Below are 18,859 nucleotides of genomic sequence, written 5' to 3' on the forward strand. Positions count from 1 at the left end.
CAGGCCGCCTCCGCCCCGCGTCGATCGCCTTGCCGTAGAGGGTCAGCAGCGAGGTCGCCATGGGCCCTTCGAGACGCACCCGCTCCGAAGCCACGGATGGCCCCCATCCAGATCGCGCACCACCGGACGAGCCGATTGGACCCCAATCGCCTACGGGGGTCAACGTACGGACTGCGGAAGTCGACAGACCGAGGTTCCGGTACACAGCGGGTACACGCGAGGTCGAACAGCGGCCACGGACATCCGCAACCGCCGGAAACAGAAACCGCAGCTAGTGGCGCTGTCGGCTGCATAGTCGCAGGCCCGCGGCCCTTATGGCTCGCCCTTTCAAGGCGCTGGCAGGAAGCGCCAACCGATGAGCGAACCGCGAGCCGACCCCCTCTTCGCGCTCCGGTGCAGGGCGGGCTCCCGCGGCACCGCCGTCGTACAAGAATGAGGACGTGGTTACGCGGGAGCTGAACACGTCGCTGGGCGTTGTCGAGGTTGCGCTCAGTCCGGGCGTAGGCGACGTGGTCTTGATCTTTCCTGGGGGTCACACGACTGCGGCCACGCCACTCGGGTCCGAGATGTACAACGAGGTGGGCTATCGCACGCTTAGCTTCTCCCGCCCGGGCTATGGCCGCACGGATGTCGGCCCGCTGACGGCGGCAGAGTTTGTGCCCGCGGTCGCGCAGTGTTGCGAGCTGTTGGGCATTGACTCTGCGGTGGCAGCGGTCGGCGTGAGCTTCGGGGGCCTCCAGGCCGTTCACGTCGCGACCGGCTTGCGACATCTCTGCCCCCGCCTGGTCCTGCACAGCTGCGCGCCTTCCTCGTTGCCCTACCCCGACTCCGTCTGGGAACGATTAGGAGCCCCGGTCCTCTTCGGGCCGCGATCCGCGCGGATCACCTGGCCGGTCGTGCGGGCCCTCACGTCCACTGATCGGGGGCTGCGCGCGATGATGGCCCAGCTCTCGACGGCGCCTGTCGAACGGTGGTGGGCGGACTGGACCGCCGAGGACCGGGCTGCGGCTCGGAGCACGTTCTCCCAGATGTCCTCGGGCTATGGGTTCATGATCGACGTCCGGCAGGCGTCCGCGGACCGCTCGCGGTACCGGGAGACGGTCTTGCGTTCGATTCCGTGCCCGACTTTGGTGACGGCGTCGCGCCTTGACGGCGGAGTCAGCTTCGCGCACGCAGATGACTTCGCGGACAAGATTCCGGCCTGCCAGGTTGTGGAGACAGCAGCCTGGAATCACTTCGCCTGGCTCGGACCATCGAGAGGGCACGTGCTGGAAGCGGTCCAGCGTTTCCTCGTGAGTTGACGCCGACTTCGTGCCGCCGACAACTGCGGCAACCGGCGAAGTCGTCGCCATGATGCGCGCTCGACGGCAGCGCCAGCGTGTCCCCCAGACGTCCCCGAAGAGACTCGCAATGTCCGTGACCGGACTGGCCTAAAGCCTCGTGGAACGAGCTCAACGCGGAACCTGGGCCAGATGCTGACGCGCACCGTCGCGTCGCACCGGTCGGTCAAGTACCGCCGCGCGAACTGCAACTTCCAACGGCTTCGGTGACAGCAGCGCGGTACCGCGACGGACCGGCATGAACAGCGCGAGGAACATCCGCACACTCAACGGCGCCACGCGTTCGGGAACCCGGACCCTCAGAGCCACCGGCCGCGCCCGTCGCTCGCTCGGCTGCCAGGTGGACGACAACCAGAAGCTCTCGCACCGACCGGGCCATCCGGCGCCGCACGGACGGTCGACCCGGCCACGCCGGTGATCTGACCACTGATCGGCGTGGGCTAAACGTGGGCTAAAACCCGGTGGACCAGGGCGTACCACAGCGGACCACGGTGGACGATGGAAGTTGGATTCGGGGAGAAACCCCAGCTCAGAAAGGCTTTTCGGTGGAGCGGGTAGCGGGAATCGAACCCGCACTGTCAGCTTGGGAAGCTGATGTTCTGCCATTGAACTACACCCGCGATGCGCCGGAGCGCGATCAAAAGTGTACGCCTGGCCGACGGCTCGCTGGGGGCCGGGCGACCGCAGCGGTTGCTAGCCTCGAATACGTGAGTGTGGCCACCGATCTGCGTCTGAACTTCGACAACTCGTTCGTGCGCGACCTGCCCGGGATGTTCCTGCCGTGGCAGGCCGCGCCGGCGCCCGCGCCCGAGTTGGTGCTGCTCAACGAGTCGTTGGCCGCCGAGCTCGGGCTCGACCTCGAGGCGCTGCGGTCGCCGGCCGGGGTCTCGGTCCTGGCCGGGAACACCGCGCCGGACGGGGCGGCGAACGTGGCGCAGGCCTACGCCGGCCACCAGTTCGGCAACTACGTCCCGCGGCTGGGCGACGGCCGGGCGCTGCTGCTCGGCGAGCTCGTCGACACCGCCGGTCGGCGCTGCGACCTGCACTTCAAGGGCAGCGGGCGGACCCCGTACGCCCGCGGGGCCGACGGCCGCGCGGCGCTCGGGCCGATGCTGCGCGAGTACCTGATCGGTGAGGGCATGCACGCGCTGGGGATCCCGACCAGCCGGGCGCTGGCCGTGGTCACCACCGGCCAGGCGGTCACCCGCGACACCGGTTCGCTGCCCGGGGCCGTGCTGACCCGGGTGGCGGCCAGCCACCTGCGCGTGGGCAGCTTCCAGTACGCCCGGGCCGGGGCGGACCCCGTCATGCTGCGGGCCTTGGCTGATTACGCGATCTGGCGGCACTACCCGGAGGCCGCCCAGGCGCCGAACCCGTACCGCGCCCTGCTGTCCGCGGTGGTCGGCGCGCAGGCCGCGCTGGTCGCGCGCTGGATGGCCGTCGGGTTCGTGCACGGCGTCATGAACACCGACAACGTGACGATCTCCGGCGAGACCATCGACTACGGACCCTGCGCGTTCCTCGACGCGTTCAACCCGAACGCGGTGTTCAGCTCGATCGACGAGATGGGCCGCTACGCCTACCGCAACCAGCCGCCGATCACCTTGTGGAACCTGACCCGGTTCGCCGAGTCGCTGCTGCCCCTGCTCGACGAGAACAACGAGGCCGCCGTGGAGATCGCCCGCGGCGCCCTCGACGCGTTCGCCGACGAGTTCGAGGCCCAGTGGCTGACGCTGATGTACACGAAACTCGGGCTGCCGGTGCCCAGCGGCGAACCCGTACTGCTCAATGAGTTCCTCGCCCTGGCCGCCGGCACCCGGGCCGACTGGACCAACAGCTTCCGCGCCCTGGCGGCCTTGCTGCGGGAGGACACCGCGCCGCTCGCGGCGACGTTCGACGACCCGGCGCCAGTTCTGGAATGGGCCGCCCGGTGGCGCTCCGAACTGCCCGACCCGGTGGCTGCCGCTGCCGCCATGGGCCGGGTGAACCCGGTCTACATCCCGCGCAACCACCTGGTGGAGGCCGCCCTGGCCGCGGCCGACGCAGGCGACCTCGACCCGGCCCGCGCCCTGCTGGAGGCGATCACCCGCCCGTTCGACGAGCGGCCCGGGATGGAGGCGTTCGCGTCGGGCGCGCCCGACGACTTCGGTCCGTACCGCACGTTCTGCGGGACCTGAGTGGCCTCGACCCGAAGCCCGGAAGTGCGGCGCGTCCTCCTGTCCGGCCTGGTCGGCACGACGATCGAGTGGTTCGACTTCTTCCTCTACGGGACGATGTCGGCGCTGGTGTTCAACCGGTTGTTCTTCCCGCACCTCGACCCGTCCGCCGGGACGCTGGCCTCGTTCGGGACCTTCGCCGCCGGGTTCGTCACCCGCCCGATAGGCGGGTTGGTCATGGGCCACTTCGGCGACCGCATCGGGCGCAAGGCGACTCTGGTCGCGTCGCTGACGATGATGGGGCTTGCCACGGTCGCGATCGGCCTGCTGCCGACCTACGACAGCATCGGCCTGGGCGCCCCGGTGCTGCTGACCGGGCTGCGGGTGATCCAGGGTTTCGCGCTGGGCGGCGAGTGGTCCGGCGCCGCGACACTGGTCTTCGAGCACGCCCCGACCCGTTCCCGCGCCCGGTTCGGGCAGTGGGTCCAGGCCGGAGCGTTGGGCGGCATCCTGCTGTCCACCGCGACCGTGCTGATCCTCTCCCAGGAACTGACGAATGCTCAGTTCCTCGACTGGGGTTGGCGGATCCCGTTCCTGGTCTCCGGTCTGCTGCTGGCCGTCGGGTTGTTCGTGCGGTTGCGGGTGGTCGAGTCGCCGGTGTTCACCGAGTTGGCCGCCGCCGAGCAGCAGGCCAAGGTGCCGGTGATCCCGGCCGTGCGCACGCACTGGTGGATGATCCTGCGGGTCACCGGCATGCACCTGATCGTCACGACACTGACGTTCGTCTCGCTGGCCTTCGTGTTGGCCTACGGGATCGCCCGTGCCGGTTACTCCCGCACCGAGATGCTCGAGGTCATGCTGACTGCGGTGCTGGTCGCCTGCGCGGTGAACCCGTTGTTCGGTCGGGCCGGCGACCTGATCGGCCGACGCACGGTCTACGTGCTCGGGGCCTCGGCCGCGATCGTGCTGGCGTTCCCGGCGTTCCGGGCGCTGGACAGCGGCACGTTCGTCGGTGGGGTCGCGGCGTTCGACGGCCTGATCCTGCCGAGCATGGCCATGTACACGACGCAGGGCGCCTGGTTCCCCGAGCTGTTCCCGGCGAAGTTCCGGGTCACCGGCGCGGGCCTCGGCGTCCAGTTGGCCACGGTCGCGCTCGGCGGGCCGGCGCCCACAATCGCCCAGGCGCTGCTGCGCTCCTCCCACGGCAAGTCCTGGTCGGTGGCCGCATACATCTGCGGGGTCGCCGCGGTCTCGCTGACGTTCGCACTGCTCACCCCGGAGAGCCGGCCGAGATTTCCCGCTCCCGACGAAGCGGACCGCGCACCTGCGCCGGCCGTCGCTATCTGAGATCGTGTCGTTCCCAGCCCGCGAACCCGAGGAGTAGCCCGATGTGTCATGCCGTGCAGTGCCGGACCTGCGGCAAGATCGGCTGGACCGGCTGTGGCGAGCACATCGAGGAAGCGCTGGCCGGGGTCCCGGACGAGCAGCGCTGCCCGGGCCACAACCCGGTACCCGGCCGCGGGCTGCGCGGCCTGTTCAACCGCCGCTGACCCCGATTTCCCCATCATGTGGGCGCGTCCGCGCCCTTCCTGCTTCGGGAAGGGCGCGGACGCACCCATTGGATGAGGTGTGTCGAGGGCTCAGCCCTCAGTGCCGGCGCCCGGGTCGGAGTCGAGCGGCTCACCGGGTCCGGCCGGGTCCTCACCCGCGGACGGCCCCTCGGCGGCCAGACCGACCTTGACCGGCTTCATGGCGCGGACGAGCAGTTGGGCAACGTCGATGACCTCGAGGGTCTCCGGGGCCGCGCCGGAGGACTGCTTGGCGGCCACCGAGTCGGAGAGCATCGTCTTGCAGAACGGGCAGCCGGTGATGATGGCGTCCGGGGAGAGGGTCAGGGCCTCCTCGGTGCGGTTGTCGTTGATCCGCTGACCGATGGTCTCCTCCATCCACATGCGGGCACCGCCGGCGCCGCAGCAGAAGGAGCGTTCCTTCGAGCGTTCCATTTCCTTGAACTCGAGCCCGCCTCCCCCGCCATTCGACACTGCCGCGATCAGCTCGCGCGGCGGGGAGTAGACCTTGTTGTGCCGACCCAGGAAGCACGGGTCGTGGTAAGTCGCCGAACCGGCCACCGGCTGGGTCGGGACCAACTTCCCGGCGGCGACCAGTTCGTTCAGCAACTGGGTGTGGTGCAGGACCTCGAACGAGCCGCCGAGTTGTCCGTACTCCCGCCCGATCGTGTTGAAGCAGTGCGGGCAGGTCGCCACGATCTTGGTGACCTTGGCCTCATTCAGGGTCTCGATGTTCTGCTGGGCCAGCATCTGGAACACGAATTCGTTGCCCATGCGCCGGGCCGGGTCGCCGGTGCAGGTCTCGGCCTGCCCGAGGATCGCGTACTTCACCCCGGCGATGTGCAGCAGTTCCGCGACGGCCTTGGTGGTCTTCTGCGCCTTGTCGTCCAACGAACCGGCACAGCCGACCCAGAACAGGTAGTCCAGCTCGGCGGCGTCCTGCACGTCCTCACCGACCACGGGGACCTTGAACCCGAGGTCCTTGGTCCACTCGGTGCGCATGCGGCCGGGCATACCCCACGGGTTGCCGGCCTTCTCCAGGTTCTTGAGCATCCCCCCGGCCTCGGAGGGGAAGCTCGATTCGATCATGGTCTGGTAGCGACGCATGTCGACGATGTGGTCGATGTGCTCGATGTCGACCGGGCACTGCTCCACGCACGCCCCGCAGTTCGTGCACGACCACAGCACGTCGGGGTCGATGACCCCGCCCTCCTCCGCCGTCCCCACCAGCGGTCGTGCGGCCTCGGCCTTGATCTCGTCGGAAAGCCCGGCCCGCTGCTCCTCGGTGGCCAGCAGCCACGGCGCCTTCGCGAAGGCGTGGTCGCGCAGTTCGAGGATCAACATCTTCGGCGACAGTGGCTTGCCGGTGTTCCAGGCCGGGCACTGCGACTGGCAGCGCCCGCACTCGGTGCACGTGGCGAAGTCCAGGAACCCCTTCCACGTGAAGTCCTCGATCTTCGAGCGCCCGAAGATGTCGACGTCGGGGTCGGCCTCCTCGAAGTCCAGCACCTTGCCCGCCGACTGCATCGGCAGCAGCGGACCCAGGCCGTCCGGCTTGCGCGCGAACGCCACGTTCAACGGCGCGATGAAGATGTGCATGTGCTTGGAGTAGACGACGATCACCAGGAAGCTCAGCATCACGCCGATGTGCATGAGCAGGCCGACGGTCTCCAGCCAGTCCAGCACGTGCCCGTTGTGGATGTGCGCGAACGCCTTGCCCACCAGCTTGGACATGTAGGCGCCGTTGTCGTAGGGCAGATTCCCGTTCGCCCAGGACACACCGCGGAAGAAGAACATCGTCCAGAGGACGTTGAAAATCATGAACAGGATCAGCCACGCGCCGCCGGTGTGCGAACCCTTGAAGCGCGATTTGCGGTCCAACCGGGCCGGTGAGTCCTTGAAGCGGATGGCCGCGAACGTGACGATGCCCAGCATCGCGAGCAACGCGATCGTGTCCTGGGCGAACCCGAGCACCTCCCAGTGCCCGACCAGCGGGATGTGGAACTTGTCCGAGAACAGCGACCCGTAGGCCTCCAGGTAGACCGTGCCCAGGATCAGGAACGCCCAGAACACGAAGAAGTGCGCCGCCCCGGGGATCGACCACTTCAGCAGCTTCTTCTGCGCGAAGACCTCGATCACCTGGCGCTTGATCGCCGAACCGATCTTCGGCCGCGACACGTTCTTCAACCGGTCCGGATCCGGCTGTCCGGTCATCGCCAACCGGTACAGCCACCACCCCCGGCGTCCCGCGATCGGCAACACGGCCAGTGTCATGCCCAGGCCGACGATGATCCGGACGGCGGTCATTCGTCACTCCCTGAATTCGGGGACCGGCGGCGCTCGTAGGCGCCCGCGCTGCCGCGACGTTATCGCTCGGCGAAGCTCCGACCGGGGTGCCGCGACCGCGCAATAATACTCAGGAGTAACAACGACCGACATCCGGCCGACTCACCCGACCGGGCTGAGCCGCACATCGGTCACGCCGCCGACGTACCGGCCGCCGCCCTTGTCGTCCGGCAGCGCGATCCGCGGGGCGTCCAACGGCTTGCCGTCCTCGGTCATGGACAGCAGGACCTGCTTGGCACCCAGATGCGGGTCGAGCTCGCTCCAGGCGATCAGCGCCCGGTAGTTGCCCGAGCCGGTCACCAGGATTCCCCAGCGCAATGCGTCGTTCTTGGCCGCGGCGTCGAACTGGGGCCCGGCGGCGTTGAGCACGTCGATCAGCAGCGGGCCGGAGAAGGTGTGGTTCTGGGTCCGCTCCGGCTTACCGCCGACGAACGTGACCTGCACCGTGTGCTGCGGGTACTTGGCGAGGTCCGCGAGCCGCAGGTGCAAGGGGTGCTTCACGTGCCCGGTGATCGCGACGCCTCCGCCCGCGGCGGAAGCCGACGAGCCGGTCGCGACTTCCGCGCCGGCGACCCCGCCGGCGAGCAGCAATGCGGACAGGGCCAGCGGAACGAATCGGAACACGAGAGCCTCCTGGGCTGACAAAGCATCAGATACGGGGCTTGCCACGTTCGGACGCGCCCGCTCGTGCGGGTCGCGCGCTCATGGTCACACGGCGTGGTCGAAATCTCCCAGTGTCGGGCGAAGTGCTCAAATGGGCGGGTGCGGGACATGATCGATATCGACGGCACGGCGCTGGACGCCGCGCAGGTGGTGGCGGTCGCCCGGGAGCACGTTCCCGTCGCCCTGACCGAGGCAGCCGTAGCCGCGATCGCCCGCGCCCGTGAGCGGGTCGAGGAACTCGCCGCCTCCGACCTGGCCGTGTACGGGATCTCCACCGGGTTCGGCGCGCTGGCGACCCGGCACATCCCGCCGGCCGATCGGGCCCGCCTCCAACTGAGCCTGATCCGGTCGCACGCGGCGGGCACCGGTCCGGAGGTCGAGCGCGAGGTCGTGCGAGCGATGATGCTGCTGCGGCTGCGCACGATGGCCACCGGCCGGACCGGGGTGCGGCCACAGACGGCGCAGGCGCTGGCCGGCCTGCTGAACGCGGGCCTGACCCCCCTCGTCCCGGAATACGGCAGCCTGGGCTGCTCCGGCGACCTCGCCCCGCTGGCGCACGTCGCGCTGGTGCTGCTCGGCGAGGGCTGGGTCCGCGACCGGGCCGGCGAACTCCGGCCGGCAGCGCAGGCGCTGGCCGGCGCGGATCTGGAGCCGATCACGCTGGTCGAGAAGGAGGGCCTGGCGCTGGTCAACGGCACCGACGGGATGCTCGGCATGTTGGTGCTGGCCTGCCACGACCTGGCGGACCTGCTCAAGCACGCCGACCTGGCCGCCGCGATGAGCATCGAGGCGCTGCTGGGCACCGACCGGGTGTTCGCGGCCGACCTCGCCGCGCTGCGGCCCCACCCCGGGCAGGCCGATTCCACCGCGAATCTGCGCACGCTGCTGGCCGGCTCGCCGATCGTGGCCTCGCACGCCGGGCCGGAGGACCCGCGGGTGCAGGACGCCTACTCGCTGCGCTGCGCCCCGGCCGTGGCCGGGGCTGCCCGGGACACCGTGACCCACGCCCGTACCGTCGCCGGACGAGAACTCGCCGCGGCGATCGACAACCCGGTCGTGCTGGCCGACGGCCGGATCGAGTCCAACGGCAACTTCCACGGCGCCCCGGTCGCCTACGCGTTGGACTTCCTGGCGATCGCGGCGGCGGACGTGGCCTCGATCAGCGAACGCCGCACCGACCGGATGCTCGACCGGGGCCGCTCCGGCCTGCCCGCGTTCCTGGCCGACGACCCCGGGGTCGACTCCGGCTACATGATCGCCCAGTACACGCAGGCCGGGATCGTCTCGGAACTGAAGCGGTTGGCCGCCCCGGCGAGCGTGGACTCGATCCCGTCCTCGGCCATGCAGGAGGACCATGTCTCCATGGGCTGGGCCGCCGCACGCAAGTTGCGCCGATCCGTCGACGGGTTGACCCGGGTGGTGGCGATCGAACTGCTCACCGCCGCCCGGGCGCTGGACCTACGGGCGCCGCTGCGTCCAGCCCCCGGCACCGGCGCGGCACTGGCCGCGCTGCGGCGTCACGTCCCCGGGCCGGGGCCGGACCGGTACCTGTCCGCCGACATCGAGGCGACGGTGGCCGCCGTCCGCTCGGGTGAACTGCTCGACGCCGTCCAGACCGTCGTGGGAGCACTGAAGTGACCCAACCTCAGGTGACGCCGCCTCAGATCCGAGCGGCCCGCGGGACCGAGCTCACGGCCCGGACCTGGCAGACCGAAGCGGCCCTGCGGATGCTCAACAACAACCTCGACCCGGACGTGGCCGAGAACCCCGACGAGTTGATCGTCTACGGCGGCAGCGGCAAGGCCGCCCGCGACTGGCCGAGCTACCACGCGCTGATCCGCACGCTGACCGACCTCGCCCCGGACGAGACCATGCTGGTCCAGTCCGGGCGCCCGGTCGGGGTGCTGCGTACCCACGAGTGGGCCCCGCGGGTGCTGATCGCGAACTCCAACCTGGTGCCGGACTGGGCCAACTGGTCGGAGTTCCGGCGCCTGGAGGCAGCAGGCCTGACGATGTTCGGGCAGATGACCGCCGGCTCCTGGATCTACATCGGCTCGCAGGGAATCCTGCAGGGCACTTACGAGACGTTCGCCGCGGTGGCGACCAAGCGATTCGACGGCACGCTGTGCGGGACGATCACCCTGACTGCCGGCCTGGGCGGCATGGGCGGGGCCCAGCCGCTGGCGGTGACGATGAACGGCGGCGTGGCGATCGTCGTAGAGTGCGACCCGACCCGGATCCGCCGCCGGCTCGACCAGGGCTACCTGGACGCCTACGCCGGTTCGCTGGACGACGCCTTGTGGCAGGCGGAGGACGCCCGGGCGCAAAAGCGGCCGCTGTCGATCGGGGTGCTCGGCAACGCCGCCGAGGTGCTGCCGGACCTGCTCGGCCGCGGGCCGGGCATCGACGTCGTCACCGACCAGACCTCGGCCCACGACCCGCTGATGTACCTGCCGAGCGGGATGTCGCTGGAGCAGTGGGCCCGGGCCCGCGCCGAGGACCCGGACAACGTGATCCGCCGGGCCCGGGACTCGATGGCCGCCCACGTCGAGGCCATGGTCGGGTTCGCCGACCGCGGCGCGGAGGTCTTCGACTACGGCAACTCGATCCGGGTTGAGGCGCAGAACGCCGGGTATCGGCGGGCCTTCGACTTCCCCGGCTTCGTGCCCGCCTACATCCGTCCGCTGTTCTGCGAGGGCAAGGGCCCGTTCCGCTGGGTCGCGCTGTCCGGCGACCCGGCCGACATCGCCGCCACCGACGACGCGATCACGACGCTGTTCGCCGACAACCACGGCGTGACCCGGTGGATCGCCGCGGCCCGGGAGAAGGTGCAGTTCCAGGGCCTGCCCGCGCGGATCTGCTGGCTCGGCGCCGGTGAACGCGACCGCGCCGGGCTGGAGTTCAACCAGATGGTCGCGACCGGGCGGGTGCGGGCTCCGATCGTGATCGGCCGCGACCACCTGGACTGCGGCTCGGTGGCCTCCCCCTACCGGGAGACCGAGGCGATGCTCGACGGCTCCGACGCGATCGCCGACTGGCCGCTGCTGAACGCGATGGTGAACGTGGCGTCGGGAGCCAGCTGGGTCTCGATCCACCACGGCGGCGGGGTCGGGATGGGGCGCTCGATCCACGCCGGTCAGGTCTGCGTGGCCGACGGCACCAGGTTGGCCGCGCAGAAGCTGGAACGAGTGCTGTCCAACGACCCGGCGACCGGGGTGCTGCGGCACGTGGACGCCGGTTACGACCGGGCCCGCGAGGTCGCCGACGAGCGCGGACTGCCCGTCCCGATGCAGGACAAGTCCGGACAATCTGTAAGTGACTGATCACCGTCAGGTCACAATTACGCTCAGGACGCACCCCGTTTCCCGCGTGGCCGCGACGCCGGCGAGGATCAACCGGGTTAGGTTGGACCGGTCATTAATCTCGGGGCGCCCGCGCGTCCCCCGGCCTGCGTCCGGTGGTCTGTCCGGTGATCGAGTTCGAAGGCGTGACGAAGGTCTTCCCCGGCGGGACCGTGGCCGTGGACGACGTGAATCTGGTCGCCCCGACGGGGCGGACGACGGTTCTGATCGGGCCGCCCGGGTGCGGGAAGACGACCCTGCTCCGGATGGTCAACCGGATGCTGGACCCGTCGGCCGGCCGGGTCTCGATCGACGGCAACGTGAACACGGCGGTCCGGCGGTCGGTGCTGCGGCGGGGCATCGGATACGTCGTCCCGGGCGGGTTGTTCCCGCACCGCACCGTGATCCGCAACATCGAGACCGTGCCGCTGCTGCTCGGCATCGGCCGCGGCGACGCCCGGCGGATCGCCGTGGGTCTGCTCGAGCGGGTCGGCCTGACCCCCGCGTTCGCCGACAAGTACCCGGCGCAGTTGTCGGCCGGGCAGCAGGCCCGGGTCGCGATGGCGCGCGCCCTGGCCTCGGACCCGCCGATCCTGCTGATGGACTCCCCGTTCTCCGCGCTGGATCCGGCAGTGCGTCAGGACCTGCAGGACGACCTGCTGGAACTGCAGCGCGTCGCGCCCAAGACGATCCTGTTCGCCACCCACGACATCGACGAGGCCATCAAGCTCGGCGACCAGATCGCGGTGATGGCCGGCGGGCGCATGGTCCAGCTGGCGACCCCGCAGACGATGCTGGCCCAGCCCGGCAGCGAGTACGTGGCCGACCTGCTCGGTCGCGACCGGGGTATCCGCAAGCTGACGTTCCTGCCCGCCGCCGAGCTGCCGCTGACCCCGGCGGCCACCATCCAGGCGGGCAGCACCGGGGCCCGCGCGCGCTCGGTCTCGGACACCTTCGGCGAGCGCTGGCTGATCGTGCTGGACTCCGAGCGGCGCCCCCGGGGCTGGGTCGACTCCCGGGTACTGACGCCGGATCAGATCATCTCCGGACCGGTCGTCCATCCGCTGGGCGGCAGCTTCTACGCCGACGAGAGCATCCTGGCCGCCCTCGACGCGGCGATCCTGGCCCCGTCGGGTTTGGCGGTCTGCCTGGACGACGCCGGGATGGCCCTCGGCGTGGTCAACCACGCGGAGATCGCGCGCTACTTGTCGACCTTGCCGCCGCACCTGTGGGCCGGTCCGAGCGCGTCCAGCGGACCGGCGATCCTGGGCATCGCGAAGCCGGTCGCACCGGCCCCGACGCCGGCCGAGGCGCAGGGTCCCTTACCTTCGACCGCCCATCCTGCCCACGAGCCGGGTCTGCCGGACGAGTTCCACGACCTGCTGCGTGACGAACCGATGGGCACCACCTGGACCACCCGCGAGGAGCCCGGCGGTTCGTCCGAGCCGGGCGCCGAAGCGCGCCGCTCGACGACCGTGCAGACACCACCGCCGGTGGTCAAGGAAGCTGCGCGGCACACTCCGGTCGTCCCGACGCCGACGCCGGCCCCGGTGCTCCGCCCCACCCAGTCCAAGCCCGCGACCGTGCCCACGATCCGGGGTGGGGAGAGCACCCCGACCCCGGCTGCCCGGCCGACCAACGGCACCCTCGACCCGGTCACCAAGTGGCTGATCGGCGGCGAGGACCCGGCCGAGGGTGAGTACTCCAGCGTGTCCACCGAGGCCACCGCCGCCGCGTCCAGCGAGTCCACCGCGTCTACCGACTCCGCCGAGACCACCGAGGCCGACCCGGCGCCGAGCACGGCGACCACGCCCAAGACCGGCGCCGTGCGTTGGGAGTGGTCCTCGGAGACCGGCCAGTGGCTGGAGGTACCCGACACCGCGCCGGAGGCACCGCACGACGACGAGGACGGCGGCCGATGACCTGGGCCTGGGACAACCGGAGTCCGCTGGGCACAATGCTTGCCGCGCACCTGGTCATGGCACTGATCCCGCTGCTGCTCGGGGTGCTGATCGCGGTGCCGCTGGGCATGGTGGTTGCTCGGACCGAGGCCTCGCGCCGGGCCGCGCTGGGGCTGTGCGCACTGTTCGAGGCGATCCCGGCGCTGGCGTGGTTCGTCGTGCTGCCCGGGTTGCTGCAGACCACGCTCAGCGCCCGCGTGAACGTGGTCGTCGGGATCACACTGCTGACCACGTTCATGCTCACCCGGTCGGTCGTCACCGGCCTGGCCGAGGTGCCGCAGCAACTCGTCGACACCGCCGATGCCCTCGGCTTCACACCGACCGCGCGGGCCTGGCAGGTCGAACTGCCTGCTGCCGTCCCGACCCTGGTCGAAGGGCTGCGGACCGCGGCAGTCACCGCGATCGGCCTGGCCACGCTCGCCGCGCTGATCGGCGGCGGCGGCTTGGGCCTGACCTTCACCGACGGTTTCGCCACCCGGTCCGACGCCGAGGTGCTATCCGGCGCCGCGGTGGTCGCGGTGCTGGCCGCCTCCGTCGAGGTCCTGCTGCTGCGGGCGCAGCGGGCGTTGGCGCCCTGGGCCCGCCTGGCTCCGGTGCGGTGATCCGATGAACCTGCTCTGGACGTACCTGTCGACCTCCTCGCACTGGAGCGGTTCGACCGGGATGCTGCAGCGCCTGTCCGAGCATGTGGTGCTGTCGTTCTCCGCGCTGCTCGCCGCCGCGATCATCGCGATCCCGGTGGGGATCGCGGTCGGGCACAGCGGCCGGGGCGACGACGTCCCGATCCTGTTCTGGGGAGCCGGCCGGGTGCTGGCCCCGCTCGGCGTCCTCGTCTACTTCGCGATGAAGGTCGGCACCGGCAGTGGGCCGGCGTTCTTCATGCTCGCGCTGCTGGGAATCCCGCCGATGATGTCGGCCGGGTACACCGGGGTCCGGTTGGTCGACCGGGCCGTGGTCGACTCGGCCCGGGCCTGCGGGATGTTGCCCGGCCAGGTGTTGCACGAGGTCGAGATCCCGATCGCTATGCCGGCGCTGGTGCGCGGGGTGCGGCGGGCCGCGGTCCAGGTGATCATGATGGCCGCGGTTGCCGCGTACGTCGGTGCCGGCGGGCTGGGCCGGATGATCATCGATGGGCAGTCGCCGCAGATCCATGACTACGGGATGATCGCCGCCGGCGGCGTGCTGCTGGCCGCGCTGGCCGTGGCCGTCGACCTACTGATCGCCTGGTTCGGCGCGGGCCTGGTCACGCCGGGCGCGGCGGGCCAGATCGAGCAGTCGCTGCCGGCCCAGCGGGCCGAGTCGTCGGTCCCGATGGCGATGGTCGGTTCGAGCACCCACGAGCCGCCGTCCGCGGGGTACTGAGGCCGGCCCGGTGGACGACACCGGGTCGTTCGACGTCCTGTGGGAGCCGCTGCGCGAGGTAGGGCGCGACCCGACCTCCGGCGGCTACCGCCGGTTCTCCTGGACCGGGCCGGACATGCAGTCGCGCGAGTGGTTCGCGCAGGAGGCGGCGCGGCGCGGGCTGGAGCTGGAGACCGACCGCAACGGCAACCTGTGGGCCTGGCACGCCGCCGGCGCCGGCGGGCCTGCGTTGGTCACCGGGTCGCACCTGGACTCCGTCCCGGACGGCGGCGCGTTCGACGGGCCGCTGGGGGTGGCCGCCGGGTTCGCGGCCATCGACGTGCTGCGGGCGACCGACCGAATGCCCACCCGGCCGGTGGCCGTGGTCGCGTTCGTCGAGGAGGAGGGCGCGCGGTTCGGCGTCCCGTGCCTGGGGTCGCGGCTGCTGACCGGGGCGATCACCACGAAGAAGGCGTTGGTGTTGCGGGACGCGGCCGGGGTGACCTACGCGGAAGCCGTGGGCCGGGCCGGGCTCGACCCGGAGGCAATCGGCTGGGACCCCGAGCGGATCGGGCGCATCGGCACGTTCGTCGAGCTGCACGTGGAGCAGGGCCGCGGGCTGGTGCACGCGGCCCGGGCGGTCGGGGTGGGCGGCGGCCTGCACCCGCACGGGCGATGGCGGCTGAGCTTCCGGGGGCGGGCCGACCACGCCGGGACGACCGCGTTGGGCGACCGGCACGACCCGATGCTGCCGTTGGCCCGCACGGTGCTCGCGGCCCGGGCGGCGGCTGCGACGCACGGCGGGTTGGCCACCGTCGGCCGGGTGCTGGTCGAGCCCAACGGCACCAACGTGATCCCCTCGATGGCGACAATCTGGCTGGACGCGCGCTGCCCGGACCCGGCCGCGGTGCGTCGGGTGGTCGAGGACGTGGCTCGCGCGGCCGAGCAGGCCGCCGCCCCGGATGTCGAGGTCGAACTGGTCGAGGAGTCGTGGAGCCCGGCGGTGCAGTTCGGCGACGACCTGGTGGCCGCGGTGTCCAGCCGGTTGGACGACGCCCCGGTGCTGGCTTCCGGCGCCGGGCACGACGCGGGCGTGCTCTCGGCGGCCGGCGTGCCGAGCGTGATGCTTTTCGTGCGCAACCCCACCGGCGTCTCCCACGCCCCGGACGAGCACGCCGAACCCGAGGACTGCCGCGCCGGCGTCGCCGCCCTGGCCGACACCCTCGAGACCCTGGCCGCCCGATGACCCGTCCGGCGGGGTGGTGGGGATGAGCCGGTTCTGGTGCGAGCACGCGTGGCTGCCGCCGGGCCGGGTCGCCGCGGGCGTGCTGGTCGAGGTGACCGGGGACCGCTTCGGTTCGGTGACGGCGGGAGTTGAGTGCCCGGCCGATGCGGTCGGGCTGCCCGGGCTCACGCTGCCGGGCCTGGCCAACGCCCACTCGCACGCCTTCCACCGCGCGCTTCGGGCGCGCGCCCAAACACCCGGCGACTTCTTCGGCTGGCGCGAGGCGATGTACGCCGTCGCCGCCCGGCTGGACCCGGACAACTACCTGGCGCTGGCCCGCGCGGTGTACGGGGAGATGGCGCTGGCCGGGATCACCTGCATCGGGGAGTTCCACTACCTGCACCACGACCCGGCCGGCAAGCCGTACGCGGACCCGAACGTGATGGGCCACGCGGTCGCGCAGGCCGCCCGGGAGGCCGGGATCCGGGTGACGGTGCTGGACACCTGCTACCTCTCCGGCGGGTTCGGCGCCGAGCTGACGGGGGCTCAGCTCCGCTTCTCCGACGGCGACGTCGACGACTGGGCGGGTCGGGTGTCCCGGTTCGACCCGGGCGCCGGAGCCCGGCTGGGTGCGGCCGTCCACTCGGTGCGCGCGGTGGCGCCCCGCGACATCGAGATGGTGGCCGAGTGGGCCGCCCGCGGCGCGGTGCTGCACGCCCACGTCTCCGAGCAGCCGGTCGAGAACGCCGGTTGCCTGGCCGCCTACGGCCGGACCCCGAGCCAGGTGCTGCACCAGGCCGGGGCGCTGGCCAGCAATCTGACGGCCGTCCACGGCACGCACCTGACCGCCGACGACATCACGCTGTACGGGCTCAACCGGGCGACCGTCTGCCTGTGTCCGACCACCGAACGCGACCTCGCCGACGGCATCGGGCCCGGCGCCGCGCTGGCCGCCGCCGGGGTCGCGCTCAGTCTCGGCTCGGACAGTCACGCGGTGATCGACCTGTTCGAGGAGGCCCGCGGCGTCGAGCTGCACGACCGCCTGGCCGTCGGCACCCGCGGCCACCACGCGGCCGCCGCCCTGTTGGACGCCGCCACCGTGGCCGGGCATGACTGCCTCGGCTGGCCGGACGCCGGGCGCATCGAACCCGGGTGCTGGGCCGACCTGGTCACGCTCGCCCTTGACTCGCCCCGCACCGCCGGCTGCCCACCGACCGCCGAGACCGCAGTGTTCGCCGCCACCGCCGCGGATGTCCGGCACGTGGTGGCCTCCGGCCGGGTCGTCGTCGCCGACAGCCGCCACCGACTGCTGCCCGACCTGCCCCGGGCGTTGGCCGCGGCGGTGGCATCCGTCTGACGTCGTCGACCTTTATCCATGCCTGTCGACGGAAATAACTGCCGACAGGGTGCTGTAAGCGCTGACAAGGTTGGCTAAACGTCGACGACAGCAAACCGGAGGGCGTCCGTGGCATCGGTCCTGCTGACCGACATCGCGTTGTTGGCCACCAACGACCCGGGCCTCGGTCCGGGGCCGCTGGGCGCGATCCCGGCGGCCGCGCTGGTGGTCGAGGGCGGGAAGGTGGTGTGGGTCGGGCCGTCGGCGAGCGCACCGGCGTGCGACGCGGCCACCTCGGCCGCGGGCGGCGCGGTGCTGCCCGGGTTCGTCGACAGCCACACCCACCTGGTCTTCGCCGGGGACCGGGTCGCCGAGTTCGCCGCCCGGATGAGCGGCCAGGAATATGCCGCCGGCGGCATCGCGACCACGGTCGCGGCCACCCGGGCCGCCCCGGACGAGGTCCTGCTGGCCAACACCGCCCGCCTGCACGCCGAGCTCCGAGCCGGTGGGGTGACCACCGTCGAGATCAAGTCCGGCTACGGCCTGACGGTCGCCGACGAGGCCCGCAGCCTGGCGGTGGCCGCGAACTTCACACCCGAGACCACATTCCTCGGCGCCCACGTCGTCCCACCGGAGTTCACCGCCGACCGGGCGGGCTACCTGGACCTGATCACCGGCGAGATGCTCGCCGCCTGCGCGCCGCACGCCCGGTGGATCGACGTGTTCTGCGACGCAGGCGCGTTCGACGAGGTCGAGACCCGGGCGGTGCTGGCCGCCGGCCGCGCGGCCGGCCTGACCCCCCGGGTGCACGCCAACCAGCTCGGACCCGGCCCGGGCGCCCGGCTCGCGGTGGAGTTCGACGCGGCCTCGGCCGACCACTGCACCCACCTGTCCGACGCCGACGTCGCCGCACTGGCCGGGTCGGCGACCGTGGCAACCCTGCTGCCGGCGGCCGAGTTCGCCACCCGCTCCGCCTATCCGGACGCCCGCCGACTGCTGGCGGCCGGAGTCACCGTGGCGCTGGCCACCGACTGCAACCCCGGCTCGGCGTACACCACCTCGATGCCGTTCTGCATCGCGTTGGCCGTCCGGGAGATGCGGATGAGCCCGGCCGAGGCGGTCTGGGCGGCGACGGCCGGTGGGGCCCGGGCGCTGCGCCGAACGGAGGTCGGGACGTTGACGCCGGGATCGCGGGCGGACCTGGTGGTGCTGGCCGCGCCGGACCCGGTGTACCTGGCCTACCGGCCAGGGGTTCCGTTGGTGGCGGCGGTCTGGAAGGACGGCCGCCCGACCTGAGGACGCCTCAGAACCACATTTGGTTGACGGCCCACCGGAAGACCGGGATCAGCATCTCGGCGCCGCTCAGCAGCAGCATCCCGACGATGACCATGATCGCGAGCACCCGCGTGCGCAGGGCCGGACCACCGTCCGGCGCACGCATGGTCCGCAGCATGTGCGTCAGGTTAGACGCCCCCGAACGACCTGGACAGACGTGCAGGTCAAGCCTGGTAAGAACCTTTCCTGCCCGGTAAGAAGTCATGAGCCGATCAGCTGGCGTTGCGCAATTGTTGCCGACCGCGTA

At 71.4% G+C, this 18,859-nt stretch carries 15 protein-coding genes and 1 tRNA gene; 12 read left to right on the forward strand and 4 right to left on the reverse strand.

Annotated elements, in window-relative coordinates; genetic code table 11:
* The first annotated feature begins 509 nt into the window (after window positions 1-509).
* Window positions 510-1,301, forward strand: coding sequence for an alpha/beta hydrolase (locus VHU88_02395; GenBank protein ID HEX3610515.1), 792 nt, complete (start codon window positions 510-512; stop codon window positions 1,299-1,301).
* 585 nt (window positions 1,302-1,886) lie between these two features.
* Here VHU88_02395 and VHU88_02400 read toward each other — a convergent pair.
* Window positions 1,887-1,960, reverse strand: a tRNA-Gly gene (locus VHU88_02400).
* 87 nt (window positions 1,961-2,047) lie between these two features.
* Here VHU88_02400 and VHU88_02405 point away from each other — a divergent pair.
* The 3 genes from VHU88_02405 to VHU88_02415 are packed head-to-tail and all read left to right on the forward strand — an operon-like array spanning window position 2,048 to window position 5,046.
* The gene (locus VHU88_02405; protein HEX3610516.1) at window positions 2,048-3,517 is read left to right on the forward strand and encodes a YdiU family protein; all 1,470 of its coding nucleotides are present in this window, start codon (window positions 2,048-2,050) and stop codon (window positions 3,515-3,517) included.
* Window positions 3,518-3,541: 24 nt separating this feature from the next.
* Window positions 3,542-4,843 carry an MFS transporter gene (locus tag VHU88_02410; protein ID HEX3610517.1) on the forward strand — a complete coding sequence of 434 codons (1,302 nt, stop codon included), beginning with the start codon at window positions 3,542-3,544 and terminating at the stop codon, window positions 4,841-4,843.
* 41 nt (window positions 4,844-4,884) lie between these two features.
* The gene (locus VHU88_02415; GenBank protein HEX3610518.1) at window positions 4,885-5,046 is read left to right on the forward strand and encodes a hypothetical protein; all 162 of its coding nucleotides are present in this window, start codon (window positions 4,885-4,887) and stop codon (window positions 5,044-5,046) included.
* 90 nt (window positions 5,047-5,136) lie between these two features.
* Here the strand turns inward: VHU88_02415 and VHU88_02420 are convergent, their stop codons facing one another.
* Both VHU88_02420 and VHU88_02425 read right to left on the reverse strand, forming a co-directional pair.
* A complete protein-coding gene (locus tag VHU88_02420; GenBank protein ID HEX3610519.1) occupies window positions 5,137-7,371 on the reverse strand; it encodes a (Fe-S)-binding protein in 2,235 nt (744 codons plus the stop codon).
* A gap of 141 nt (window positions 7,372-7,512) precedes the next feature.
* Window positions 7,513-8,034 carry a molybdopterin-dependent oxidoreductase gene (locus tag VHU88_02425; protein ID HEX3610520.1) on the reverse strand — a complete coding sequence of 174 codons (522 nt, stop codon included), beginning with the start codon at window positions 8,032-8,034 and terminating at the stop codon, window positions 7,513-7,515.
* A gap of 147 nt (window positions 8,035-8,181) precedes the next feature.
* On the opposite strand from VHU88_02425, the gene hutH reads away from it, so the two are divergent.
* The 8 genes from hutH (at window position 8,182) to hutI (ending at window position 18,573) form a co-directional block, all read left to right on the forward strand.
* Window positions 8,182-9,711: a histidine ammonia-lyase gene (gene hutH / locus VHU88_02430; GenBank protein ID HEX3610521.1), complete on the forward strand. Its 1,530-nt coding sequence runs from the start codon at window positions 8,182-8,184 to the stop codon at window positions 9,709-9,711.
* Window positions 9,708-11,396 carry a urocanate hydratase gene (hutU, locus tag VHU88_02435; protein ID HEX3610522.1) on the forward strand — a complete coding sequence of 563 codons (1,689 nt, stop codon included), beginning with the start codon at window positions 9,708-9,710 and terminating at the stop codon, window positions 11,394-11,396. Before hutH ends, hutU begins: the two co-directional genes overlap by 4 nt.
* Before the next feature lie 146 nt (window positions 11,397-11,542).
* Window positions 11,543-13,336, forward strand: coding sequence for an ABC transporter ATP-binding protein (locus tag VHU88_02440; protein ID HEX3610523.1), 1,794 nt, complete (start codon window positions 11,543-11,545; stop codon window positions 13,334-13,336).
* Window positions 13,333-13,977, forward strand: coding sequence for an ABC transporter permease subunit (locus tag VHU88_02445; protein ID HEX3610524.1), 645 nt, complete (start codon window positions 13,333-13,335; stop codon window positions 13,975-13,977). Before VHU88_02440 ends, VHU88_02445 begins: the two co-directional genes overlap by 4 nt.
* 4 nt (window positions 13,978-13,981) lie before the next feature.
* A complete protein-coding gene (locus tag VHU88_02450) occupies window positions 13,982-14,737 on the forward strand; it encodes an ABC transporter permease subunit (protein HEX3610525.1) in 756 nt (251 codons plus the stop codon).
* Window positions 14,738-14,747: 10 nt separating this feature from the next.
* Window positions 14,748-15,962, forward strand: a complete 1,215-nt coding sequence (locus tag VHU88_02455; GenBank protein HEX3610526.1) for an allantoate amidohydrolase — start codon at window positions 14,748-14,750, stop codon at window positions 15,960-15,962.
* Between the two features lie 22 nt (window positions 15,963-15,984).
* Window positions 15,985-17,298 (forward strand): formimidoylglutamate deiminase, encoded by a 1,314-nt coding sequence (locus tag VHU88_02460; protein HEX3610527.1) that lies wholly within the window; start codon window positions 15,985-15,987, stop codon window positions 17,296-17,298.
* A gap of 108 nt (window positions 17,299-17,406) precedes the next feature.
* Complete coding sequence (gene hutI, locus VHU88_02465; GenBank protein ID HEX3610528.1) at window positions 17,407-18,573, forward strand: imidazolonepropionase; 1,167 nt, start codon at window positions 17,407-17,409, stop codon at window positions 18,571-18,573.
* A 7-nt stretch (window positions 18,574-18,580) separates the two neighbouring features.
* Here hutI and VHU88_02470 read toward each other — a convergent pair whose 3' ends face one another.
* Complete coding sequence (locus VHU88_02470; protein HEX3610529.1) at window positions 18,581-18,730, reverse strand: hypothetical protein; 150 nt, start codon at window positions 18,728-18,730, stop codon at window positions 18,581-18,583.
* Between the last annotated feature and the right edge of the window lie 129 nt (window positions 18,731-18,859).

The sequence above is a fragment of the Sporichthyaceae bacterium genome (assembly GCA_036269075.1).
Classification (GTDB): Bacteria; Actinomycetota; Actinomycetes; order Sporichthyales; family Sporichthyaceae; genus DASQPJ01.

Coding starts and splice junctions, on each gene's coding strand:
- VHU88_02415 (HEX3610518.1), top strand. CDS start 4,885: ATGTGTCATGCCGTGCAGTGCCGGACCTGCGGCAAGATCGGCTGGACC.
- VHU88_02420 (HEX3610519.1), bottom strand. CDS start 7,371: ATGACCGCCGTCCGGATCATCGTCGGCCTGGGCATGACACTGGCCGTG.
- hutH (HEX3610521.1), top strand. CDS start 8,182: ATGATCGATATCGACGGCACGGCGCTGGACGCCGCGCAGGTGGTGGCG.
- VHU88_02445 (HEX3610524.1), top strand. CDS start 13,333: ATGACCTGGGCCTGGGACAACCGGAGTCCGCTGGGCACAATGCTTGCC.
- VHU88_02450 (HEX3610525.1), top strand. CDS start 13,982: ATGAACCTGCTCTGGACGTACCTGTCGACCTCCTCGCACTGGAGCGGT.
- VHU88_02460 (HEX3610527.1), top strand. CDS start 15,985: ATGAGCCGGTTCTGGTGCGAGCACGCGTGGCTGCCGCCGGGCCGGGTC.
- VHU88_02470 (HEX3610529.1), bottom strand. CDS start 18,730: ATGCTGCGGACCATGCGTGCGCCGGACGGTGGTCCGGCCCTGCGCACG.